At 35.2% G+C, this 21970-nt stretch carries 17 protein-coding genes; 14 read left to right on the top strand and 3 right to left on the bottom strand.

The window, feature by feature from the left end:
- Positions 1-117: 117 nt before the first annotated feature.
- The 8 genes from ACXAG7_RS01310 to ACXAG7_RS01275 all read left to right on the top strand — a co-directional run bounded on the left by ACXAG7_RS01310 (position 118) and on the right by ACXAG7_RS01275 (position 6560).
- Complete coding sequence (locus tag ACXAG7_RS01310; protein WP_476665687.1) at positions 118-333, top strand: hypothetical protein; 216 nt, start codon at positions 118-120, stop codon at positions 331-333.
- Between the two features lie 129 nt (positions 334-462).
- A complete protein-coding gene (locus ACXAG7_RS01305) occupies positions 463-948 on the top strand; it encodes a hypothetical protein (RefSeq protein WP_476665686.1) in 486 nt (161 codons plus the stop codon).
- Positions 949-1059: 111 nt separating this feature from the next.
- Entirely contained in the window at positions 1060-1632 is a 573-nt protein-coding gene (locus ACXAG7_RS01300) for a hypothetical protein (protein ID WP_476665685.1), read from the top strand.
- A gap of 348 nt (positions 1633-1980) precedes the next feature.
- On the top strand, positions 1981-2343 hold the full coding sequence (locus ACXAG7_RS01295) for a hypothetical protein (RefSeq protein ID WP_476665684.1): 363 nt from the start codon (positions 1981-1983) through the stop codon (positions 2341-2343).
- Between the two features lie 708 nt (positions 2344-3051).
- Positions 3052-3486: a hypothetical protein gene (locus tag ACXAG7_RS01290; RefSeq protein WP_476665683.1), complete on the top strand. Its 435-nt coding sequence runs from the start codon at positions 3052-3054 to the stop codon at positions 3484-3486.
- A gap of 1091 nt (positions 3487-4577) precedes the next feature.
- Positions 4578-5009, top strand: coding sequence for a hypothetical protein (locus tag ACXAG7_RS01285; protein ID WP_476665682.1), 432 nt, complete (start codon positions 4578-4580; stop codon positions 5007-5009).
- A gap of 416 nt (positions 5010-5425) precedes the next feature.
- A complete protein-coding gene (locus ACXAG7_RS01280; RefSeq protein ID WP_476665681.1) occupies positions 5426-5995 on the top strand; it encodes a hypothetical protein in 570 nt (189 codons plus the stop codon).
- Positions 5996-6047: 52 nt separating this feature from the next.
- The gene (locus ACXAG7_RS01275) at positions 6048-6560 is read left to right on the top strand and encodes a hypothetical protein (protein WP_476665680.1); all 513 of its coding nucleotides are present in this window, start codon (positions 6048-6050) and stop codon (positions 6558-6560) included.
- 158 nt (positions 6561-6718) lie between these two features.
- Here ACXAG7_RS01275 and ACXAG7_RS01270 read toward each other — a convergent pair whose 3' ends face one another.
- From ACXAG7_RS01270 to ACXAG7_RS01260, 3 genes are all read right to left on the bottom strand, one after another.
- Positions 6719-7777: a tetratricopeptide repeat protein gene (locus ACXAG7_RS01270; RefSeq protein WP_476665679.1), complete on the bottom strand. Its 1059-nt coding sequence runs from the start codon at positions 7775-7777 to the stop codon at positions 6719-6721.
- A gap of 10 nt (positions 7778-7787) precedes the next feature.
- Positions 7788-8453 (bottom strand): hypothetical protein, encoded by a 666-nt coding sequence (locus ACXAG7_RS01265; RefSeq protein ID WP_476665678.1) that lies wholly within the window; start codon positions 8451-8453, stop codon positions 7788-7790.
- Positions 8454-8539: 86 nt separating this feature from the next.
- Positions 8540-9358: a LytTR family transcriptional regulator DNA-binding domain-containing protein gene (locus ACXAG7_RS01260; RefSeq protein ID WP_476665677.1), complete on the bottom strand. Its 819-nt coding sequence runs from the start codon at positions 9356-9358 to the stop codon at positions 8540-8542.
- A gap of 745 nt (positions 9359-10103) precedes the next feature.
- Between ACXAG7_RS01260 and ACXAG7_RS01255 the strand changes: the two genes are divergently transcribed.
- The 6 genes from ACXAG7_RS01255 (at position 10104) to ACXAG7_RS01230 (ending at position 21686) form a co-directional block, all read left to right on the top strand.
- Positions 10104-10919 carry a hypothetical protein gene (locus ACXAG7_RS01255; protein WP_476665676.1) on the top strand — a complete coding sequence of 272 codons (816 nt, stop codon included), beginning with the start codon at positions 10104-10106 and terminating at the stop codon, positions 10917-10919.
- A 159-nt stretch (positions 10920-11078) separates the two neighbouring features.
- Positions 11079-12935 carry a DNA topoisomerase IV subunit B gene (locus tag ACXAG7_RS01250; protein ID WP_476665675.1) on the top strand — a complete coding sequence of 619 codons (1857 nt, stop codon included), beginning with the start codon at positions 11079-11081 and terminating at the stop codon, positions 12933-12935.
- A gap of 29 nt (positions 12936-12964) precedes the next feature.
- Positions 12965-14380, top strand: a complete 1416-nt coding sequence (locus ACXAG7_RS01245; RefSeq protein ID WP_476665674.1) for a glycine-rich domain-containing protein — start codon at positions 12965-12967, stop codon at positions 14378-14380.
- Between the two features lie 25 nt (positions 14381-14405).
- Complete coding sequence (locus ACXAG7_RS01240; protein ID WP_476665673.1) at positions 14406-17105, top strand: DNA gyrase/topoisomerase IV subunit A; 2700 nt, start codon at positions 14406-14408, stop codon at positions 17103-17105.
- Between the two features lie 334 nt (positions 17106-17439).
- On the top strand, positions 17440-18786 hold the full coding sequence (locus ACXAG7_RS01235; protein WP_476665672.1) for an SWIM zinc finger family protein: 1347 nt from the start codon (positions 17440-17442) through the stop codon (positions 18784-18786).
- 2 nt (positions 18787-18788) lie between these two features.
- Positions 18789-21686 carry a DUF6493 family protein gene (locus ACXAG7_RS01230; RefSeq protein ID WP_476665671.1) on the top strand — a complete coding sequence of 966 codons (2898 nt, stop codon included), beginning with the start codon at positions 18789-18791 and terminating at the stop codon, positions 21684-21686.
- The last annotated feature ends 284 nt before the right edge of the window (positions 21687-21970 follow it).

Below are 21970 nucleotides of genomic sequence, written 5' to 3'. Positions count from 1 at the left end.
TCTTATTGTTGTTTACGACTTTAGTTTATTGTGTGTTTACTGTAATTTTACTAGGTTTGGATATAGGTCAAGTATGGCTACATAAGTTCATATACATACAGCTAGGAAACTACTGGGGTGAAGTTAGCCAAGACAGTAACCGGAAGTTTATCGAGTTCGATAACCACGGAATACGCCGGGAATTATATTTACAACAGGGTTTCGGGTCGTGGAGTATCGGAAAGTTCAGCCTTCTTTAACCACCCAGAGGGTTATGTAAAAACAAGCAGTGGCGCCTTTGACGATGTATACCAATACAAGGATCATTTTGATGACGGAGCATTAATAAAATAGGGTATCCCTTTTTAGCGAACGAGCCAGCGGGCTGGTTGGCAAAGAGTATCATAAAACGATGCTAATATCGATGGTATAATTACTCCAAGTATAGAAATTCAACATGAGAGAAATTATCACCCATATGGAATGCTTCAAAAAGGATATAATGGTAATGTCATAGGTAGTAAGAATAATTATAAACAATTTCAAGGACAGGAGTTTTCTGAGGATGATGTTACAGAAAAATCTAATTATGAGATAAGTAAAATTAATAATAAGGTGATGAAAGAAGAACGAAAACTAAAAGAATTAATGATCGAGCAAGCTATTGCGTTTATTGAAGATGCAGGAGAATTCTTTCCTTATGGAACTGTGGTTAAATCCAATGGAGAAATTGTTCCTATTGGAGTTTATGATGATATCGAGCATTTGTCTTCTGATAAAGTTATAGATGTTTTAGAAAAAGAAATATTTACTCAAATAATTAAGAATAAGGTAGTTTTTGCGGGTATTGGTATTGATGTCATCATAAATGTTGAAAATGAAGAAGGAGTAAGTGAAAAAAGGAATGCTTTAATGATAAAAACGAGTGTAGACGGAAAAGAATGGAAGGATGAATTTTATCCTTTATAGAATAGATAGAACAACGAGTCAACAGTTGGGCACTGCTGCAAAGACGTTAACAGGGGGCACGGGAGCAGGCATTACTCCACAAATTAACAAGCCTGATAATGATTAATGCTTATGTTTTATAGTAAAACGAACAAACAGTTATTAGAAATTAGAAATGCCATCTTCGTTGAAGAAGGAATACCTGCACTTGAAAAGAATACTTTTGAATTAGACCCTTTTAAAACCTCTTGGCACGGTCAATATGATACAGGAATTCAAGGTTATATTCATCAATATTCTAGATTAAAAAAAGAAAGATTTTTAGAAAGAATACAAGTTTATATATTGAAAAACGAACGAAGGATACAAATCAATTTAAACATTTTTGAATTAACCCCTAGATTAGATGCTTTATCTAATTTAAATAAGTATGAAGGAATTAAATTAGGGATATCTCCTAATAACCATACAGAAATGCGATTACGCAGTGATGATTATAAAGGACCACCATTATTTTATATACTATTTTTTCCAGAACATAAACTAGGTAAGTTTAATAATAAGACTTCCTTTAGTAAAGAAGTATTAAAATTAAGTCGCTTAATAAGAAAGGATATGGAAAATATAGATTCATTTATTAAACGTTGGCATGAAATACATACACCTAACATAATTGATTGGGAAGGAAAACCCGTTAGTCAGTAATAATTTTAAAAACACATTATTATATTGCTTATTAACTTGTTTACAAAGTGGGCATTACAGTAAAATAGCTTTGACGTGTATGGGATTTTAGCTTATGGAGGTGATGAACTAGGAAGTTGAACAAGGAAGGGAGGAAAATCAGAGGTTGGTTCTTTTATTTCTGATAGAACAAAAAAAATGATAATTTGCAATGATGCGCTTAAGAATGAACAAAATAATCATATTGTATGATTATAAACTCAACCTTCATAATCCAACAGGAAGAGGGACAAGAATGCAGGGAGGCCTCCTAAAAAAGGGAAGTCGATACGTGATTTTAATATAGAAAATAACGGGAATGATTAAATTATGAAACAACCACATGAAATATTAATAGGAGATAACTCACTTTTAAATACTCTAGTTGATGAAATCAAAATTTTTAAAGATGAGAAATGGATTTTAAATATTTCGATAAAATTCTCTAATTTTTCGAAGAAAAGTGAATATAAATCCCTTGTATTATTATTCGTTAATGTCAAGGAGTATAATTTTTATCATAATCAAATGTTTGAGTTTTATAATATTGAGTCTTTTAAGTTTTTTAAGAAAGGAGAAGATTATTATTTAAGTTTAGACCCAGATAATAAATTAAACTCATCTTCAGAAGAAGATATGGACTATGTATTGTCAAGTGAAGTAAAGATAATTTTGGATGATGATGGTCTTTAACCCGATAGCCCCGATGGAGGATAGAATGCCGGAGCAACGCTACCGCACGAATCCTTTCTAGTGGTGGTTATGAGTAAGCAAATAGAAGTTAAATTTTAAAAATATATAAAGCCACAGCAGCGATGTTGTGGTTTTGTTGTTTTTAAGAAAACGCTTGTTTAGCTTGAAAGTTTTGTATTACGTTATCAATTAAAAAGAACAATTTACTTTTAGTGTCTTCATTTAAACGTTTAATATCTTCAATGCGTTTTAATACCTCCTTATCGTAATCAGAAAACTTATCCCTGATAGCGCGCGAATAAGTAATAAAGAGTAATTGTAAGCTTCCCAAATTAGAACTGCTTAATTTTGTGATTTTAATCTCCGTTGATCTCCTTACGAATTCGGGTACTGTTAGCAATTAGAAAATCAGTACTGTTTACCCAGATCAAGCGGAGTAGATAGATAATATTTCTGATTGAGAATCTGGTACAGTAGCCTTGCATGAAACTATAGCAGTATTTATTTGAGCTGAAAATTCCCCGGGTTATGGAGATGCAAGCAATGAAAATGCTGGTCATTTACTAGCTCATAAAAAGGTTCAAGTATATTTTGAAAAGAAAGTGGAAAGGCTATTGATCCGAAAGGGGCTATAATTGCAGTTAATAGAGCTAAAGGTAAAGCTGTGATAATAAATAAAAATAGAAAATAGACAAAATTGAATAAATTGTGAGAAAAATAAGATTTATTGCAGTAATAATGATAATTGGAATGAGTTCTTCTAATTGTTATGTTAGAAAGGTTCAAAATAACGAATATTCGGAGTTGGTATATAAGCCTCTTGACAATAATATTAACGCATCTGCAGAAGTATTAAATCAAATTAATTTTCTAGGGAGACAATTAAAAAGAAAATTAGACGGCAAGAACTATGTCAATTACGGGGTTGTTGAAAATATTGTAATCTTATCAAAGATAGAAACTAAGATAACGGCTTTAGGGACTTTTGGGAATTCGTATGAAATAACTAAGGAAAGTTTATTCAAATGGAAAAAATGGTATGCAAATAATAGCAAGTACTTCTTTTTTCATACTGAGAGAAATGACAAATTTTTAGGAATAAAATATCCAAATGGAGAAAAAATAGTACTTATCGATAAGTAGGTTGTAAAGTAATCTATCCTGTACGTCGCTCACGTACGATTGCATTGTTTGGTAAAAGGAAAGAAGAATTATCTCAGGGTTTTTAATAGGGATAAGCTAGTTTTAGAAATTGAAATAGTTTTTTTATTTTAGATGAAAAATTGCAAAATGAAAACCTATGATGCAGCAGAAATGAAGTTAAAGAAGGTAGTAAATGGTACTGAACCTATTAAGAGGTGATTCTTTAATGTCAAAAATGGAGGATAGACATGGGAATCATCTAAAATTTTATTGAGACTCCTAAAATATTGCCTTTCGATATAAAAATTAGAGTGAATTAAGAAAGAACTTATGAAGATACTATCACAAATATTTAATGTAATACTAATATTTTGCCTTTTGAGAATTCAATCAGAAGAAACATTTTTTCTATCTGTGGTGTTTATAGCCTTTACTATTTTAAATGGACTTCTATCAGTTAAAGTTATAAATAAAGAAACAATTACTATAAAGAGAGGAGCATTTGTTTTATTAAGTCTTTGCATTGTATTCTTAATTTGTTTTCTATATAAGATGTATCCAGAGTTAGAGTTAGTAATAACAAAAATAGGAATCATATTATATGGAGTAAAGTTGGTGGTAATAGGATTGCTTTTTATCTATAAAAATTATAAACACGATAGCTCGGTAATGTCCTGAATTGGTACGTATTATTTTGTGATCTCCTCCCATTAAATCGGACAGCTTAGAATTAGAGTATTTAAAGTTTTTTAAATATCCTTATGGCTATGTGATAACAAGCAGTGATGTCTTTGATTATGTATACGAATACAAAGACCACTTTGAGGGCGGAGCGTTAATAAAAGGTATGGTATCCCTTTTTAGCGAACGAGTCAGCTGGCTGGTTGGCAAAGAGTATCATATAACGATGGTATTCTAGCTGCTTCTACCGTGATTGTGGAAGAAATCGATGAAGGAGATTCATCGAATACCAAAATAAATAAAGAGCGGTGAGGTAATTGGAATTTGTTATTTAGAACTAAGCAGACGTATAACAGCAAGAACAATTAACTTATATTTAGCAAAAAAGAGAAAACAAGGAGATAAATACAATGGAGCAAATGAAAAACTATGGAAATAGATTTATAACTTTCATATTGATATTGTTTTTGGGGGCTTTAATTTACACAGGTAAATTATTTATAGAAAATAATAATACATATGAAAAAATGAGGTTCCAAGGAGAAGATAAAGTAAAATTAAGGCTTAAATATACAGGATATGCAAACGGTGATGATTTTCCGAATTACTGTATAGATAGTGTGATTTCTTTTGAAAATAAATCGAAAAATTTTTATTTAAATAAAAATATTAATTTGAAATACAATAATAAATTAATTAAAGAAAAATCAACCTTGCCGAATTGTTCTACGAATTGTTTTAGATTGATAGTTACTGGTAACTTTGAGTCAAATCGATATGGGATGTTCAGAGTTTCAGTTGAAGATGGTTATATCGAATATAATGAAAAATGCTGTCATTAAAAGGTAATGAGGCAAATTAGCATTTCAAGTGAAATGCGAGTTTTTAAATTTGAAAATCAGAAAAATAAAAAAAATGATACTGTTCTTTTAGGACAGTATTTTATGTTCATTGAAATCCTAAAATTCTGTTAGAACCTATAAAACTTAGGTTTCTTATCCCTTAATGTAGTAAATTGGTACTTAAAAAGCTATTCATTGAAATTCTATTGAATGTATAAAAAGAGGATTACGTCATAATAAACAAAGATTTTATTGTAAATGGTGTAATCGACGTTTTCAATTAGACTATATCTATCGAGCTTACAATATTATGTATGTAAGCTTCCCTAGTTAGAACTGCTTAATTGTAGAATTTTCTCAAAAAATCTAATAAAAAGAACTAAAGTTGCAGAAAGAAAAGTAAAAACACATTATGCTTGAATGCTATGCTAGGCATGATTAAGCTTTTTTATGTGTTTGTAAACAAGGATAGCCAAATTCAAATGAACAAAACTGAATTAAAAAATATAATAGTTACTAAAAAAACAAATGGGAAATTCACCTGTGATGAAATAGGAATGACTTGGCAGGTGAGTTATGTAAGATTTGTGGTTGGTGAAAAGGTGGATTTTGATTCGCTGGAACATTTTTATTGGAGTATTCTAAACTCGGAGAATAATGTAAGTTCTGGATATGTGGGTGAGTTAGAATGGATAGATCGAGTTAATATTTCAGAATGGATTTCGCATCTTAAAATTGAGAGTGTCGAAAAACACTTGTTGGATGAAGAGGTTAAATCGGCTTTGAAGGAAATCGATAGGGAAGAAGATAACTGGGAAGAATTCGAACAGATACATAAAGCCAACTTAAAAATACCAGAGGGCGTGGCTGAATGTTGGATGATTGAAGAGTTGAAAGAATCAAGACATCCAGTTGGGGCAACTTGGTCAATAATAGCTGAATATATGGACGATTTTTTCTATATAGAAAGACATTGGGAGTCTTAAAGTGATGTCAATGGTTTGTAAGTGTAACTTGTATTAAACGCAGTATACCGTAATGAAAAAAAGGAAGTACATATCGATATTATTGCTGATGTTAATCAGTATTTCGTGTAAAAACGAAAAACATGATGAAGAAATGGATACAGAAATGAGGTTAGTATTGATAACTGATACTCTCGAGGCGGGTATTGAAGGAACTTATCCTAACAAAAAAGAACAGTTGATAATTTCGAAATATAACTCAGAATATCCAGAAATTGAAAATATAAAACGACCTGAGAAAACGATCATTAAAAATTTAGAAATTGATACTACTGAAGCCTTTGGAATTTGGACGCAATACCCAAACGAACCTCATGCAGATTTTTGGTTGAACTCAGAATCATTCTTTATTGTAGACTATGACGGAGACGGAGCCATGCCCTATATTTTGGACAAGAATAGCATCACGATTTTTTCTGATGATTTTGTTCAAACAGGAATAATTATCTCTACAAAAAATGACACGCTAAAAATTAAATGGTCTGATCTCGATAAAGAAACCATCTATGTGAAGTTTGAAAACTAAAAAATTACTAGGTAAGGCAATCAACAATTGCAACGGATAGGCCTTCGTCTAAATTTACTTAAAAAAATAACTCGAATTGCCTGACACTTGGATTTTATTCTTATAAAAATCGGAGTGAAAGAGATACCGGCTAGAATTATAACTACTTATTAAGTGTTTCAGTATTTTTTGTAGGGAGATAAATTAGAATAATGCTTAAAGCGATTCCAGTTGAATTCAGCGTAATTAATTGAGTCCTTCTTACTGTGTTGATGACAGACAACGCAGGATATTTTTGTATTGATTAGCAGTGTGGTTTCTGTGTTATTAGTACTGCTATCGATGGTCTTAATTATAAAGTTTCTAGTATTTTTCTGTGCATTGATGATGCGTTTTTCTAGTACCTCACGAAATGGCCATCTCGAATAGGATGGTAATTGTTGAGGAATACGATAGATTTCAATAGCCTTCTTCCACTGTTGGTTTTTTACAAGCATATCGCCTAAATTTAAATAAAACCCCTCTATATTATGAGGAGCAATCCAAGAATTTCTGCAAGCACGCTGTCTTCTGGAGGAAACCATTTTTCCTAAAGGTAAGCACAGGAAATCATAAGGTTGGGTTGTGTCGATTTTCTTTTGGTAACACTTTTGTAGTGTTTTCCATTGCCATTGTAAGGCCTTTTTATATTGCCAAGTTGTTCTAGGTAGTTTTGATAAAGGGTAGCCAATGGTAAAGTAGTTAAAGCTTTTCCACTGACGAATGGCTTTTTTACCTGTAAAGTAGCCTTCACGTTGAAGCTTTTGATTGTTTTTTATATTGCCGACTATCATTTTAGAATCAGCTAAAAAGCCAAGAATCCTAGGGTCATCCGGATTTATAGCATAGGATAGTTTAAAATAATTAAGTGCTTTTTCGGCATGTTGTTTAATAGATACAGGGATTTTTTCTAGCCTAGCACGTTCACTCAGTGCCCAAATATGAGTAAAGCCAAGATGATTGATGGTTTCTATATCATTGGGAAATTCACGGTGAGCTCGATTTAGAAGGGATATAATTGTATCGATACGCTTGTAATTTCCCGCGTGAAAGTATTTCCAAAAATAAGCGTTAGCCTGCCGTGGTAAATTTTTGTTTTTTATTTCCCCTTCCTTACGAAGTGAATTTATGGAAGCGTGTCGAGTACCTTTACAGCTCAATAATGCTAATAAAAGTATAAAATAGGTATGTGGTTTCATAGGGTAAATATTATAAAGGGATTTTGAGTCCTATAAGTAGTGTCCCATAAATCCCTGATTGTCGTGTCTTTTGTTTTTCTGAAAATGAGGATCCCAATTGGTTCCAAGATTTGTCTTTTTCTAAGTCGAAATTGTATCCGATGATAAATCCAGCTGAAATGTATTTATTCAGTTTATATAAGAACCAATTTGCTACATTCATCAAGAGTTTTTGTTGTGTGTAGATTTGTGCATTTAGGACCTCTTTACTATCAGGGTAATAAGAGTTTTTTTGCCAGTGAAATAGCCTTAGTCCCAAGGCTGGAGTGATACTGATTTTATTTGTACTGTAAACTTGGTATCCCAATCCAAGCTCACTTGAAAATCCATGTAAATTAAACTGGTAATCACTAGCAGTGAATTTGCCTATGGCTATTGAGAATTGACAAGTGATAAACCAGTTTTTACTTTCAAAATAGCTGCCCGCACCTATGGTCTTTACAGTTTTAACGGAAGAAGTGTGATCAGAATTGTAGGAAGAGTATGACGGTAAACTGATAGAAGTAACTCCCAGACTTCCAAAAGCAGTGAGGGAAGAGTTTAGTTTTGGTGTCACTTTACTATGCGAATTTTGTCCAGTTGACAACTCACTAAAACTAAATAACAAGGAGAGTACAAGTAGTTGATATTGTATCATCTGTGTGGTGTTTTGAGCAATATTACACAGAAGAATGCTATCCTTTGATACTTTGTTATGTTTGGGGCTCCAATGTGACGAATGGTCTATTTATTGTATGGGAAATTGAGTTTGGTAGTGTCAAAAGAACGTGAAATCGGAATCCAAAAATCAAGCAATTCTAATAGAACCTCCTTTTGCTTGGCATTTCCTCTTAGCTTGATAAGGTGTTTGGAATTAATAATATAAGACTTATGGCAATGGAAAAAAAAATCGTTGTTTTCAAGGTCATTATAGAATTTATATAAAGGATATCGAATGAGATGTTTGATGTAAGATTTTCCATTTTCAGAATAAATTTCTAGGTAGTTGCCACTTGATTTAGCACAAATAATTTTATTGACAGTTAGGCTTAGTGATTCATCTTTCGAAACTTTGACTGAAATACTTGCGTTCAAAGTGGATGTGTTCTCAGTAGTTTTATTGAAGGTATTTGGTTTTGTAGCTTGCATCCATAGGTAGAATACAAGAAATACTACAGGAAATAAGCCTATTGCTAAAGAGTCGAGCAGGTATACTAAGATAGAATGCTTAATACTATCGCATTGGAGAGTATATGAATATAGCCAATTAAGAAAGGAGATAACTCCTGTAATATAAAAAGAGGTTTTTATGAGGTCCGCAATACTTCTCGGGTGTTTACTTCGAATACGAAAGCTAGTGAAAACAACCGTTACAACAATGGTAATGAATGCGAAACCAGCTATAATTGGAATTTTATTGAATTGTATTTCGGCAAGACCAAATGGCTGGAAAATCCAGAGGAAGACGAATACAAAGACTCCAAACATTAACGCTATTCTAAATCGTTGTTTTCTAGTTTTTACATGAGGCAGAGAGTTGCCGAGGACTAAAAGAGAATTCATGATGGTATAGTGTTAAACAGTAAAAGGTTAGAAGACCAAATTACAAATGTGAAAGCTGTGAAATGTATAATAAATCCTGTGAATAATGAGGTCTTTGAACGTAATCACTTTGGATTGATGAGGATACAAATGATCATAAAATTAATCTATTTTTTGACTAATTCAAAGTATTACGAACCAATTTCATCTAAAATTTAAGGACGTGTTTAAGATTCGTGTAATCAGAAGTAAAAAAATAAAAAACTGTTTTTAGCCTGTTAATACTCATAGCTCTACGTTGCTAACCTTGCAGCAAAAAGTGTGCGCTGCATAAGAATGGTAGCTATCGTTTATTGTTCCATTCCTGGTAAAAGATTAATGCTACGCATCCTCCAATGGTCATTCTGAGCAAATAAATCTCGAAGCTCCTAAAGTTGGATTGAAAATTACAAGGCTATTTAAAATGAGAGCGATTCACCAATGTAGGTACGAGCGGTATACTTACACATCGAAACCTAGGATGGAGATTTTTGTTAGATTTTTTAACTAAACGCTATTGATGCTGTGCCGTAATTACTTTATCATTAAAAAAAAGTTAAGAGATTTTGTAAAGTATCAGTGAAAACATGCCGATATTTAACTTTTTTAATGAAAATATTTAGAAAGTTCTTAAAAATTTAATAATACAACTATAAACATAGTATAACTGCTCTTCATGGGTAAAACTAAGAGATTTACAACTAGTAAAATCAAACAATTATTACTTATGAAAAAAACTACTCAAGTATTAGGTGCTTTGGCACTATTTTTAAGCGTGAACATCACTGCTTTTGCGCAGCAAACTACGGATGCGGCCCTTTCTGAAATGCAAAGCAAAGCGAAAGCTACCGAAGTAAAGGTAGGAGAGGCTAAACAAACGTTGAAAACCTTGTTAGTCGCGTACTTCGTGACCAACAATCCAACGCCCAATACCAATGGATTCAAAACTGCTATCAACGGTCAATTGCAAGCGATAGATCAATTGGCGCAAGCTCAATACGATGCCTTGTACAAAGCAGAAGGATTTAATGGGAACCTAGACGTTTCGAATGCGGAAGACTTCATTCAAGAAATTGAGAGTGCTAGTTACCAATCAAAGCGCAAGGTAACAGCGTTGGTTACGGCGATTCAAAACAACGACAAGCAAACGGCTCAAACTGTGAGTGCTGCTTTGAAAGGGCAGTTGGAAATGATCATCCAATACAGCGAAGAAGCTTTTGACGAGGCTGAAAATTTGAAAGCTGTTCCAGAAATTTTTAAAGTTCGAATTTTGTTAGTTGATGAGCGTTCAGGACAATCAGTTCCAGCGAATACCATTCGAGGATACGGTGCTACAGACACGAAATCGAACAAATTTTACCAAACGGGAGAGCGACAAGGAGATCCTGTTAACGAATTTAAAGCCTTACCAGCAGGTACCTACCGTTTTGACGGTATGGACGGTTACTTCGACGGTACAGGTAGTAAGGTAGTTAGCTTGTCAAATTCAATGGTTCAAGCAGATGGTTATATTTACATTACCCTAACGTATTGGTCTGAATAAAGGATAAACTTTAAAATACCAATCAGACTCTAAGTCCTCAGCGTCAGTGTTTTCAGTAGCACTGGCGCTTTGTTGTTAATTAAAATATGCTTTTGCACTTGCTATATACTACTACTAAATAGTATATTAGCGGTTCATTCAAGAACTTCTATACTTTTTATGGCACAAGAAACACAATACACCGAAGATAATATACGATCGCTCGATTGGAAAGAGCATATCCGAATGCGTCCTGGTATGTATATCGGTAAATTGGGAGATGGTTCGTCTCCTGATGATGGTATTTATATCTTAGTCAAAGAGGTTTTAGATAACTCCATTGATGAATTCGTCATGGGGGGCGGGAAAACAATTGAAGTGTCCGTTCAGGGGAATAAAGTTATCGTGCGTGACTACGGACGTGGTATTCCTTTAGGAAAAGTTGTTGATGTGGTGTCAAAAATGAACACTGGAGGTAAATACGATTCAAAAGCCTTTAAAAAGTCGGTCGGATTGAATGGGGTGGGTACCAAAGCGGTCAACGCTCTTTCGACCTATTTTAGGGTCGAATCAAACAGAGATGGAAAGTCAGCGAGTGCAGAGTTTGAAAAAGGAAACCTCACGCATCAAGAGGTGTTGGATGAAACTTCGAGAAGAAGAGGGACCAAGGTGACGTTTATTGCAGATGAAACCATCTTTAAAAACTACAAATACCGCCCAGAATACATAGAAAAACTCCTTAAGAATTACGTTTACCTAAATCCAGGACTAACCATAGTTTTTAACGGAGAGAAGTTCTATTCAGAAAATGGTCTAAAAGATCTATTAGAAGATAATAACAATGTTGATGATATGTTGTATCCTATCATTCACCTGAGAGGAGACGATATAGAAATTGCATTGACGCATAGTAAAACCCAATACTCAGAGGAGTATCATTCGTTTGTAAACGGACAAAACACAACGCAAGGAGGAACGCATTTAGCGGCTTTCCGAGAAGCGGTGGTGCGCACAGTACGCGAATTCTACAATAAAAATTTCGATGCTTCAGATGTGCGTAAGTCTATTGTTGGAGCGATTTCGATCAAAGTGATGGAACCCGTTTTTGAAAGTCAGACCAAAACCAAACTGGGGTCTACAGAAATGGGAGGGGAGCTGCCTACGGTACGTACCTACATCAATGATTTCGTAAAAAATAAGCTCGACAACTACCTGCATAGAAACACAGAAATTGCAGAGGTCTTGCAAAAGAAAATCTTGCAAGCGGAAAAAGAGCGTAAAGAGCTGTCAGGAATTCGAAAACTGGCACGTGATCGCGCTAAAAAAGCGAATTTACACAACAAAAAATTGAGGGATTGCCGCATCCATTTTGCAGATACAAAAAAAGAAGGCTACCTCGATACGACGTTATTTATTACGGAGGGTGATTCCGCGAGTGGATCGATTACCAAGTCGAGAAATGTTAATACACAAGCAGTTTTTAGTTTAAAAGGAAAACCGCTGAATTCTTATGGACTGACCAAGAAAATCGTTTATGAGAACGAAGAATTTAACCTCCTGCAAGCAGCGCTAAACATCGAAGACGGTATGGAAGGCCTGCGCTATAACAATATTGTGATTGCAACGGATGCCGATGTTGACGGTATGCACATTCGATTGCTGTTGATTACTTTTTTCTTACAATTTTTCCCAGAAGTTATTAAAGAAGGGCACCTCTATATTTTAGAAACCCCATTATTCAGGGTACGTAACAAAAAGGAGACAATTTATTGTTATTCAGAAGATGAAAAACAAAAAGCGATTAAAAAACTAAAAGGGAAACCGGAAATTACCCGATTTAAGGGACTTGGTGAGATTTCTCCTAACGAGTTTGTTCACTTTATCGGTGATGATATTCGCTTAGACCCGGTGATGCTAGATAAACAAATGCCTATTGATCAAATGTTGCAATTTTACATGGGGAAAAATACCCCAGATCGTCAAAAATTCATCATCAACAATCTAAAAGTAGAGTTGGATTTGATTGATGAGCAATAGGTATTGAACAATTGAAAAAAATAGGAGCTATGAACCTTGAAGAAGGTACGCTATGGAAAAAAATAGAAGAGTATCAATTCGATAGTCCTGAAGAGGACTACTGTTTTTCAACCAAACTGGCTGATGAACAACAATGGACAGAGCAATTTACTGCCGATGCCATTCTAGAATATAAAAAATTTATGTTCCTTGCTACAGTTTCGAATCAGATGGTTTCGCCTTCGGCAACCATTGACAAAGTGTGGCACCAGCATTTGACTTTTTCTGATGCCTATGAGGAGTTTTGTACGGTACTCGGAAAAAAAATAAAACACATGCCAGCAACGGGGAAACCTGGTCAGCAGACGAGCCTAAAAGCTGCCTCAGATCAAACGGCTGTGTTGTATAAACGATATTTTAAAGAACAAGTTGCGGAGATTTGGAATAACAAATCGTTCGAGGAGTTGATATCACTAGACGAGGGCACCCCCAACTGGTTGACTAAAATCAATGATCTCGATTTGACGTTAGCGGCTTTAGTAATGCTGTTTTTGTTAGTTGTACTTTGGAAAGAACTATTGGTTTCAATAGACAATCCTAATTTCTTGTGGATGCTCACAGGAACTGCAGCACTGATTATCGGAATTATTGTATGGGCCTGCAGCATAGCTGAAAAGGAAACAGTGAATAAAGTTTTAGAAAACAAATACCTGGTCAGGCTTTCAAAAGAGGAGCAAATTGTAATGATGGTGAAATCGGATGCCATGCTTTTGAATGCCATTCATGAGTTGATTGAAAGCAATCGTTTGAAAATTGACGAAAATGGACGGGAAATACATATTGACGAGTTCAAATTATCAGACAATAAGTATGAAAATCTGATAGTTAATCATTTTAAAACAGCTAGTTTAAGTGTTTTTTCAGCAAATTATCGGGTTTTGATAGGAAAGCCCATGCTGTTGGCACTAAAGCGACTAGAAGAAAAATTAAGTAAGGTAATCCTGAATACCGTGGAGTATACGCAGGCCAAGTTACTCTGTTTTACCGGAGTGACCCTATTGTATTCCCTGCTAATAGCACGAGGATACCTAGGAATAACAAGAGGAAAACCCATTACGAAGTTAATAATGTTTGCCTTGTTTATTTCAGTAGTTTTGGGGTTCCTACTCCATTATTTTTGGTTTCAAAAAAGAAGAAATATATACAGAAAAGTTGTAGCTAATTCCTATAATACGACAGGTTTTTTAGATAAATTAGCACACCGAGATAAAATTAGTTACCCAGAAGTATTCACTTCTTTAGTAATAGGAAGTGGTTTGGGAGCTTTGCTTTATGGAAATGATAAGAGAAATAATTCAACACACCACGACGACAGTTCTACGGGATGTAGTAGTTCATGCAGTTCATGCAGTTCATGCAGTTCATGCAGCTCGTGTAGTTCCTGTGGTGGTTGTGGAGGAGATTAATTTTTTACGTATCGATATTTAATTTATGAGCGACGAAAACAATACCTACGAAAACGACGAGGAGTTAAACCAACCCATCGAAAACAATGAGACCATAACCAAGGTTACCGGAATGTATAAAGAATGGTTCTTGGATTACGCGTCTTATGTGATTTTGGAACGTGCCGTTCCTTCTATCGAAGATGGTTTTAAACCTGTACAACGACGAATTATGCATTCTATGAAAGATTTGGATGATGGTCGTTACAACAAGGTGGCAAACATAGTAGGGCATACCATGCAGTATCACCCGCACGGTGATGCTTCGATTGCTGATGCCATGGTGCAAATGGGACAAAAGGAACTTCTGATTGATATGCAGGGGAACTGGGGTAACATACTTACTGGTGACCGAGCGGCAGCATCGCGTTATATTGAAGCGCGATTGTCTAAGTTTGCCTTGGATGTCGTTTTTAATCCCAAAACAACGGAATGGCAGCAATCTTATGACGGTAGAAAGAAAGAGCCTGTTAATTTACCTGTGAAATTTCCACTCCTACTCGCTCAAGGTGCGGAAGGAATTGCAGTAGGACTTTCGACAAAAATCTTACCACACAATTTTAATGAATTGATCGATGCCTCTGTAAAGTATTTAAAGGGCAGAAGTTTTAGTATTGTTCCGGATTTCCTTACCGGAGGTATTGCCGACTTTACCAATTATAATGATGGGAAAAGAGGAGGTAAAGTAAGGGTTCGAGCTAAAATATCACAGCTTGACAAAAAGACCTTGGTGATTACTGAAATCCCTTTTGGTACTACGACGAGCTCTTTGATCGATAGTATTTTAAAGGCGAATGACAAAGGTAAAATCAAAATCAAACGCATTGAAGATAATACTGCGGCTAATGTGGAAATTTTAGTGCATTTACCTCCAAATGTGTCTCCTGACAAGACCATCGATGCGCTGTATGCCTTTACTAATTGTGAAAATTCGATATCCCCACTTTGTTGTATCATCGAAGATAACAAACCTGTATTTATAGGGGTGTCTGAAGTGTTAAAAAAATCGACAGATTTTACGGTGGAGTTGCTTAGAAAAGAATTGGAAATCAAGTTGTTTGAGTTAGAAGAACAATGGCATTTCGCTTCTCTGGAACGCATCTTTATCGAAAACAGAATTTACCGTGATATTGAAGAGGTAGCTACCTGGGAAGGAGTAATTGAAGCTATTGATGAAGGATTGAAGCCACATATCGGGCACCTAAAACGCGAAGTGACTCAAGAAGATATCTTGCGTTTAACGGAAATTAGAATCAAGAAAATTTCAAAGTTTGATATCGATAAAGCCAAGCAGTTTATCGATAGTTTAGAAGAGCAAATTGCCGAAGTAAAGCATCATTTAGATCATCTAATTGAGTTCGCTATTGACTATTTTAAAGAACTCAAAAAGAAATACGGTAAAGAGAAACCACGTTTGACAGAGATTCGCATTTTTGACGATATCGTAGCGACTAAAGTGGTGATGAGAAATTCAAAACTCTATGTGAACAGAGAAGAAGGATTTATCGGAACCTCACTTAAAAAGGACGAATACATTACCGATTGTGCCGATATTGACGATGTGATTGTCTTTAGAGAAGACGGTTCAATGATGGTCACCAAAGTAGCCTCAAAAACTTTTGTAGGGAAAGGCATCATACACATCGCAATTTTCAAGAAAAAAGACAAGCGTACAGTGTATAATATGATTTATAAGGACGGAACAAGAGGTCCAAGTTATATGAAGCGCTTTAATGTAACGAGTATTACTCGTGATAAAGAATACGATTTGACCAATGGTAGTAAAGGATCTAAAGTCCTTTATTTTACTGCCAATCCGAATGGAGAAGCGGAAGTAATTACCATTTTATTACGTGCCTTAGGAAGTATCAAGAAGTTAAAATGGGACATTGATTTTGCGGACTTGGCCATCAAGAGTAGAAGTGCTCGTGGAAACCAAGTGACGAAATACGCCATTAAAAAAATTGAATTCAAATCAGCAGGAGTTTCTACCTTGAAACCGAGAAAGATTTGGTTTGATGATACAGTACGTCGTTTAAATGTCGATGATAGAGGAGAGTTGTTAGGTGAATTCAAGGCAGAAGATAAGCTGCTAATTGCTACGCAAAGTGGTAAAATCAAAGCGGTAACTCCTGATTTAACCATGCATTTTGATAACGATATGATCGTCTTGGAAAAATGGAAGCCTCAAAAACCAATTTCGGCTATTTATTTCGATGGTAATAAAGAAAGGTACTACGTAAAACGCTTTTTAATAGAAGCCGCTGATAAGGAGGAAATTTTCGTGTCCGATCACGAAAAAACCAAGTTAGAAATCATAGCCACGGACTATCGCCCTATGGCTGAAGTTATATTTTCGAAGCGAAGCTTGGAGAAAATAGAGGTGAATTTTGAAGAGTTCATTTCAGTAAAAGGGATCAAAGCACTCGGAAATCAGCTCACCACGGATAAGATTAGGACGGTAAACTTATTAGAGCCACTACCGTTTGAAGAGCCTGAAGAAAAGGTAGAAGACATTGAAGTAAATGAAGAAAAAGTAGTTCCGAAAGTGCCAAAAATAGAGGATGTAGATATCAATGATTACGAAGCCTTGCTCGAGCTTAAAAAGCAAAAAGCTTTGGCAAATGCCTTAAAAAAGAAAAAACAAATAGACGATGACGAATCACAAACCGCCTTGTTTGATTAACTGAGCATCGGCCGAGTTTATACGCATACCGAAGTCTATTTTTACAAGGAACTTCTTTGTTAAAATTTATAATAACCGCATAAGCAATTCGTTTATGCGGTTTTTTAATAGTCTCAGTTGAAAGGCATAATTAGTGTGAACTAAAAGGGGCTTGTAGTGCGGGCTGCATGCTCAAAAATCAATGTATAACTGTTATATTTGTTACAGAGGACTGTTGCATTTGACGGGTGTCAATTTTCCGCAGTTGAAAAATATGAAAGAGAAGGGTGTAGGGCTTGAATACGAGAGATTCTCCGTGTACCGCAGGCTTTATACTGGTAAAACGATACTTGTAATGACTAAAGAAACGTTGAGCTATAAATATGCTGCTAAATCGAGTTTAACAAAAGAAAAAGGAGCTGAAAACTTACTATTATCAAAATTCAGTGAAGTAGAAAAGGGAAGTGCTCCCTGTTTTTATTGGGGTAGCTTAAAGCATCCATTTGAGTTGTCGCGGTGTTTAATTACCCTATCGAATATTGTACAATCCAGTTTCAATCTATCAGCATTCCAATTGGCGCTGTTAAAAGATCCCATTGTAACTGCCGGAAATGAGCAGCTTAGATTTGAAGGATTTTCGCATTGTGCTGGCGTGTATGCAAGAGTCGATGTTTTAGAAAATGGGCAGGATGGTGAATTTATAGAAAGCGGAACCACCAATGTCGATTTTAATACGCCGTTAATAGCTGAACTCGGTAAAATCAAAAAAAATGATGAGTTGATACTCTCTGTAGGCCAGCAAGAAGTAGGCTTTCATAAAGACGGTGCGAGTTTCACGGAGAGAAAAGTCCCGCTGCCCAGTAAATGGATTAAGGGACTGACAACTGTACAGCAGTATTTTTCAGAATCTGATTATGGGGTTACCTTAACAAGAATACAAGCAATTCAACTTTTTAAAACCATCCCTAACGGGAAGGTGAAAACGGATTATTTTCTCATAAATAGAGGTCGAAAATACCTGTTTAGTCCGATAAAATCGACAAGGGCTATTTGTATTGGAGGGATTCACCGACTGAGATTGCTACAGCCCTTACTTCCCTTGATTACTTGGTTAAAAATTTATCCGCATAAGAACATGCAATCGGTAACATTTATTTTGGGGTTTACCGAATTGAATTTTGTCTTTTCCATTTCCAGAGATTATTGGAGGGGGTTTTCCGGTGAAGGGGCTGCGCTTGAAGAATTAATAGAAGACCTGCCAGATGCTTTGATTCGCGCATTTGATACCTGTGCTTATACCAATCAAGAATTTAATCCGACATTATTGTCTTTTGAAGAACCTATAGCGATCACCAAAATTGATAAGTTGGCCACCAAGCTTTCTGCTATGGGGTTACTGGGCTACGATTTGGAAAAAAACGGCTTCTTTTATCGTCGACTTCCCTTTAAGCTAGAAAGGATATTGTCGTTAAATCCGAGACTAAAGGGAGCAGAAAAACTGTTGGAGGAAGGGAAGGTTACCATATTAGTACATTCAGCCACCAAAATTGAAGCGAGAGTAGCCGGTAGTGGTGTATTCCATTACGTGGTGTTGAACGATGATTTTCAGAAATGTACCTGTGCATGGTTTAGTAGAAATCAGGGAGAACGCGGAGCGTGTAAGCACATTTTAGCAGTAAAGAAGAAAGTAAAAAACGAATAATTATGCTATCAAAAGAACTCGAAAACCTCGTAATGCAAGAACGGGAAATTATCCCTTTTTTAAAGAAATTGACGGTTGCGGAAAGAAGAGAATTAGGCCCTTTTTTAAAAAGGATGTACAAGAAAATTGCTGAATTTAAGTCTTTTGAAGAACGAATTTCAGATAAAAAAATAGCTTTGTTAGAAATGGCTTGCTTTGTTTGTCTTTCTAAAACTGATGTTAAAAAAACGGTTTATGACATAAGTAATCTGGCTATTAGTGACACTTATTTAGAAAATATCATTCCCTGGTATATACCCAAATGGTACAGTGAGGTCATTAACGAAGACCCACCTTGGAGTTTGACGTATTTAAAAGCAATGCGCCTTTACAGCGCCGGTTTACTACAACCTTCTGATTCATTAATTCGAGAACTTTTACCGAAAGCGATGATCGATGCAGTTTGGGTTAAAGCGAATAAGAGGGTACTGTATTACAAGCCAGAACAGTTATTAAAGTATCCTATAACCCTGCAAAAGCACATTTGGTTACTATTTGAAGAAGAAACCATAGTACATAATGTTTACGAATTCAACGGTATTGAAAATTATTCGGATGGGAATGCTATCTGGATTGATACAATTTGTAAGCTGGTTGATGATGGCGAATTGGACAGGAAAAAAGTCTTGATTAAAACTATTAATACAGCAACAAAGGGTTTCAATAAAAACCTAAGTGGATGGTTTTACAACTTACTTATAAGGCTTTCACCAACTGAAGCAGAGATTGTTGAGTTCCAAAGTGAGCTTTTTTCTGCCTTGTATTCACCTCATTCAAAAGTTGTCAATACAGTATTAAAATATATTAAAACAATAGTGAACCACAAACAGTTCCAATTAGATGCCTTTTTGGATAGCTGTTCGATTTTACTGAATACCGAAACGAAATCTGTGGTAAATGCAACTTTGATAATCTTGGATAAAATAGCTAAAATCCACCCGAATTCCGCTGATTTAGTAAGTATAAAAAGTGCCGAGGCCTTGCTGTTTTTTGATGAGAAAATTCAATTGAGAACGGCTAAAATTATCCAAAAGTACGGAACGGCAAACAATCAAAGCTTATTAGACGTACTCCAGTTGTATTCTGGCAATCTATTTCATTCTTCAAAGACTGTACTATCGGAATATAGTATTGTCCCCGAAACTCTTGAAGAAGTGTTTTTTGAAGGAAACAGTAGGAGGTTATCTGAAGATAATGAACTACCGCAATATAGCTCATTAGACGATTTAATTTTTTTTGTGAGCCAGTCTATGAACAATAATGAAAGCTACCATATTGATTTATTGTTACATTATGCGCCTAAACTCAGTTTACTACTTGACGAAACCAATGTGCGTAAACTAGAACCCGTATTTAAACGCTCTTTTGAATTTATTACTAGTCAAGTATCGAATGCACAAGTAGGTTATTTAGAATTCGGAGCAGCTTCTTTTCTCAATGATTTCGCCAATATCCTCATAAAAAAATACCCTGTGGCCTTTGAGAATTTAAACAGGATTAAGAATAAGAAAATAAAAGAGCTGCAAAAAGAGCGGTTTTATGCGAGTTATTATAAAAATAGCTTGCAGGAAATTGAAAACCAATCGGTGCCAGATTACATCTATGTGATATATCGAGCATTGTTCATTCGTTCAAAATATTTTATTACAGAGCAACTTGATCTGAGTTTGTTATCGACTCCAACCCATTTTCCGTGCTGGTTAGACCCTACAGTCTTGATCGAACGATTACTAGCTTATGAACAGTTAGGACAAGAAATAGATCTGTTTGATTTTCAGATAGCTATAGGTAGGCTTCCCTCAGGGGAAAAGTCAGCGCAGTTAAATAACCATATCGACAGGATTGTCAATTCCGAGATACAACAGGTATTCCGCTATCACTATGGATATTTACCAATTCAAGAGGCAGAAGTATCGAAACCAGAATTATGGATTCAAAGTGTGTTGAGTAGAAATATCGATAGTGAATTAGAGTATTTTCAAGATGGGTTTGCCAATTCTTTACAAACAGAATTAGGGGCGTATGAATGGAATTGTAATCAGCGAGATGAATGGTATCAGGACTACGATCATAAACTACAAAAATTAGTGAAAAAGAAGAGACGAGTAAAAGAGCTCAGATTAGAAGGTTTTCCTAATTCGCATCAAGAAAAACCATCGGAAGTTTTAAAAATAAAAAGGTATTTCAGCGGAAAGGAAAAAAAGGAAGTTGAAGGGATGTATCGGTATTTAAAATTTAAGAAACATGAGTATTACACTGTAATCCAACCCAATGATGAACTCAGGTTTTTATATCTTTCTCCTAATAATCCGAATGTGCTTTTGGGGCATATGATTCATACCAACTTAAAATACTCCACTTTTTATGAGGAGAGCGGTAAAAAAAATATGATCAATTTTCTAAAAGGTCTCCACGAAATTTGGTATCGAAAAGATGTTGGTGAAATCACCTATTTATTTCTTGCTACAGGCTTTTTATGCAGTGAAAAAGTGGCAAGAGACCTGGCGGCTGAGATTTGGATAAAAGCAAACAGTGAGCATCGTTTTAACAATCAACTCATAGGCGAAGCCATAGGGAAATTGGAACGTGAAGAATACGCTCCGCTAAAGAGGTTTACAGATCTAATCACGGCGAGCCTTTTCAATGTGTCAAAACAGCACAACGAGTGCTTGTACGATGTTTTGAGTGCAGTGATTTGTACCATGGCGAAAGAGCCTATCCGCGGGACTAAAAAATTATTAGAAATCTTTATGGAACTTCAAAGGAGTTTCCCAAATAGAGAATTTTCTGTACCCTTAAGAGATAAATTGGTCAGTTGGAAGGAAAATAAGTCGCTGAATAAAATCATCGAGCTCCTATAGGTATGTGCATTGCTGAGTTCGTATTTCTATACAAGTCTTCTGTTGATACTGTTCTTGCCGAAATGAGTTACAATGAGAGTTTTATACCAAGTAATTAGGGCGTTAAAAGCAGCGTCAAAAATCAGTGTTTTAGTAGTGCTAAACAGGATAGGGCTTTTTAAAGACTACCTTGACTGGTGTACGTGTGACTGGCAAATTTAAGCTGTCTGAGACCGAGAAGATGAGAACATTTTGCTAGGTTCGCTGCTTTTGATTTGTGAATGTATTGACTTTAGAATAATTTT

The sequence above is a fragment of the Tenacibaculum sp. AWR4_210 genome, from assembly GCF_056160945.1.
Note: the sequence above shows the minus strand (reverse complement) of the source record. Positions and strands in the feature narration are given on the sequence as shown.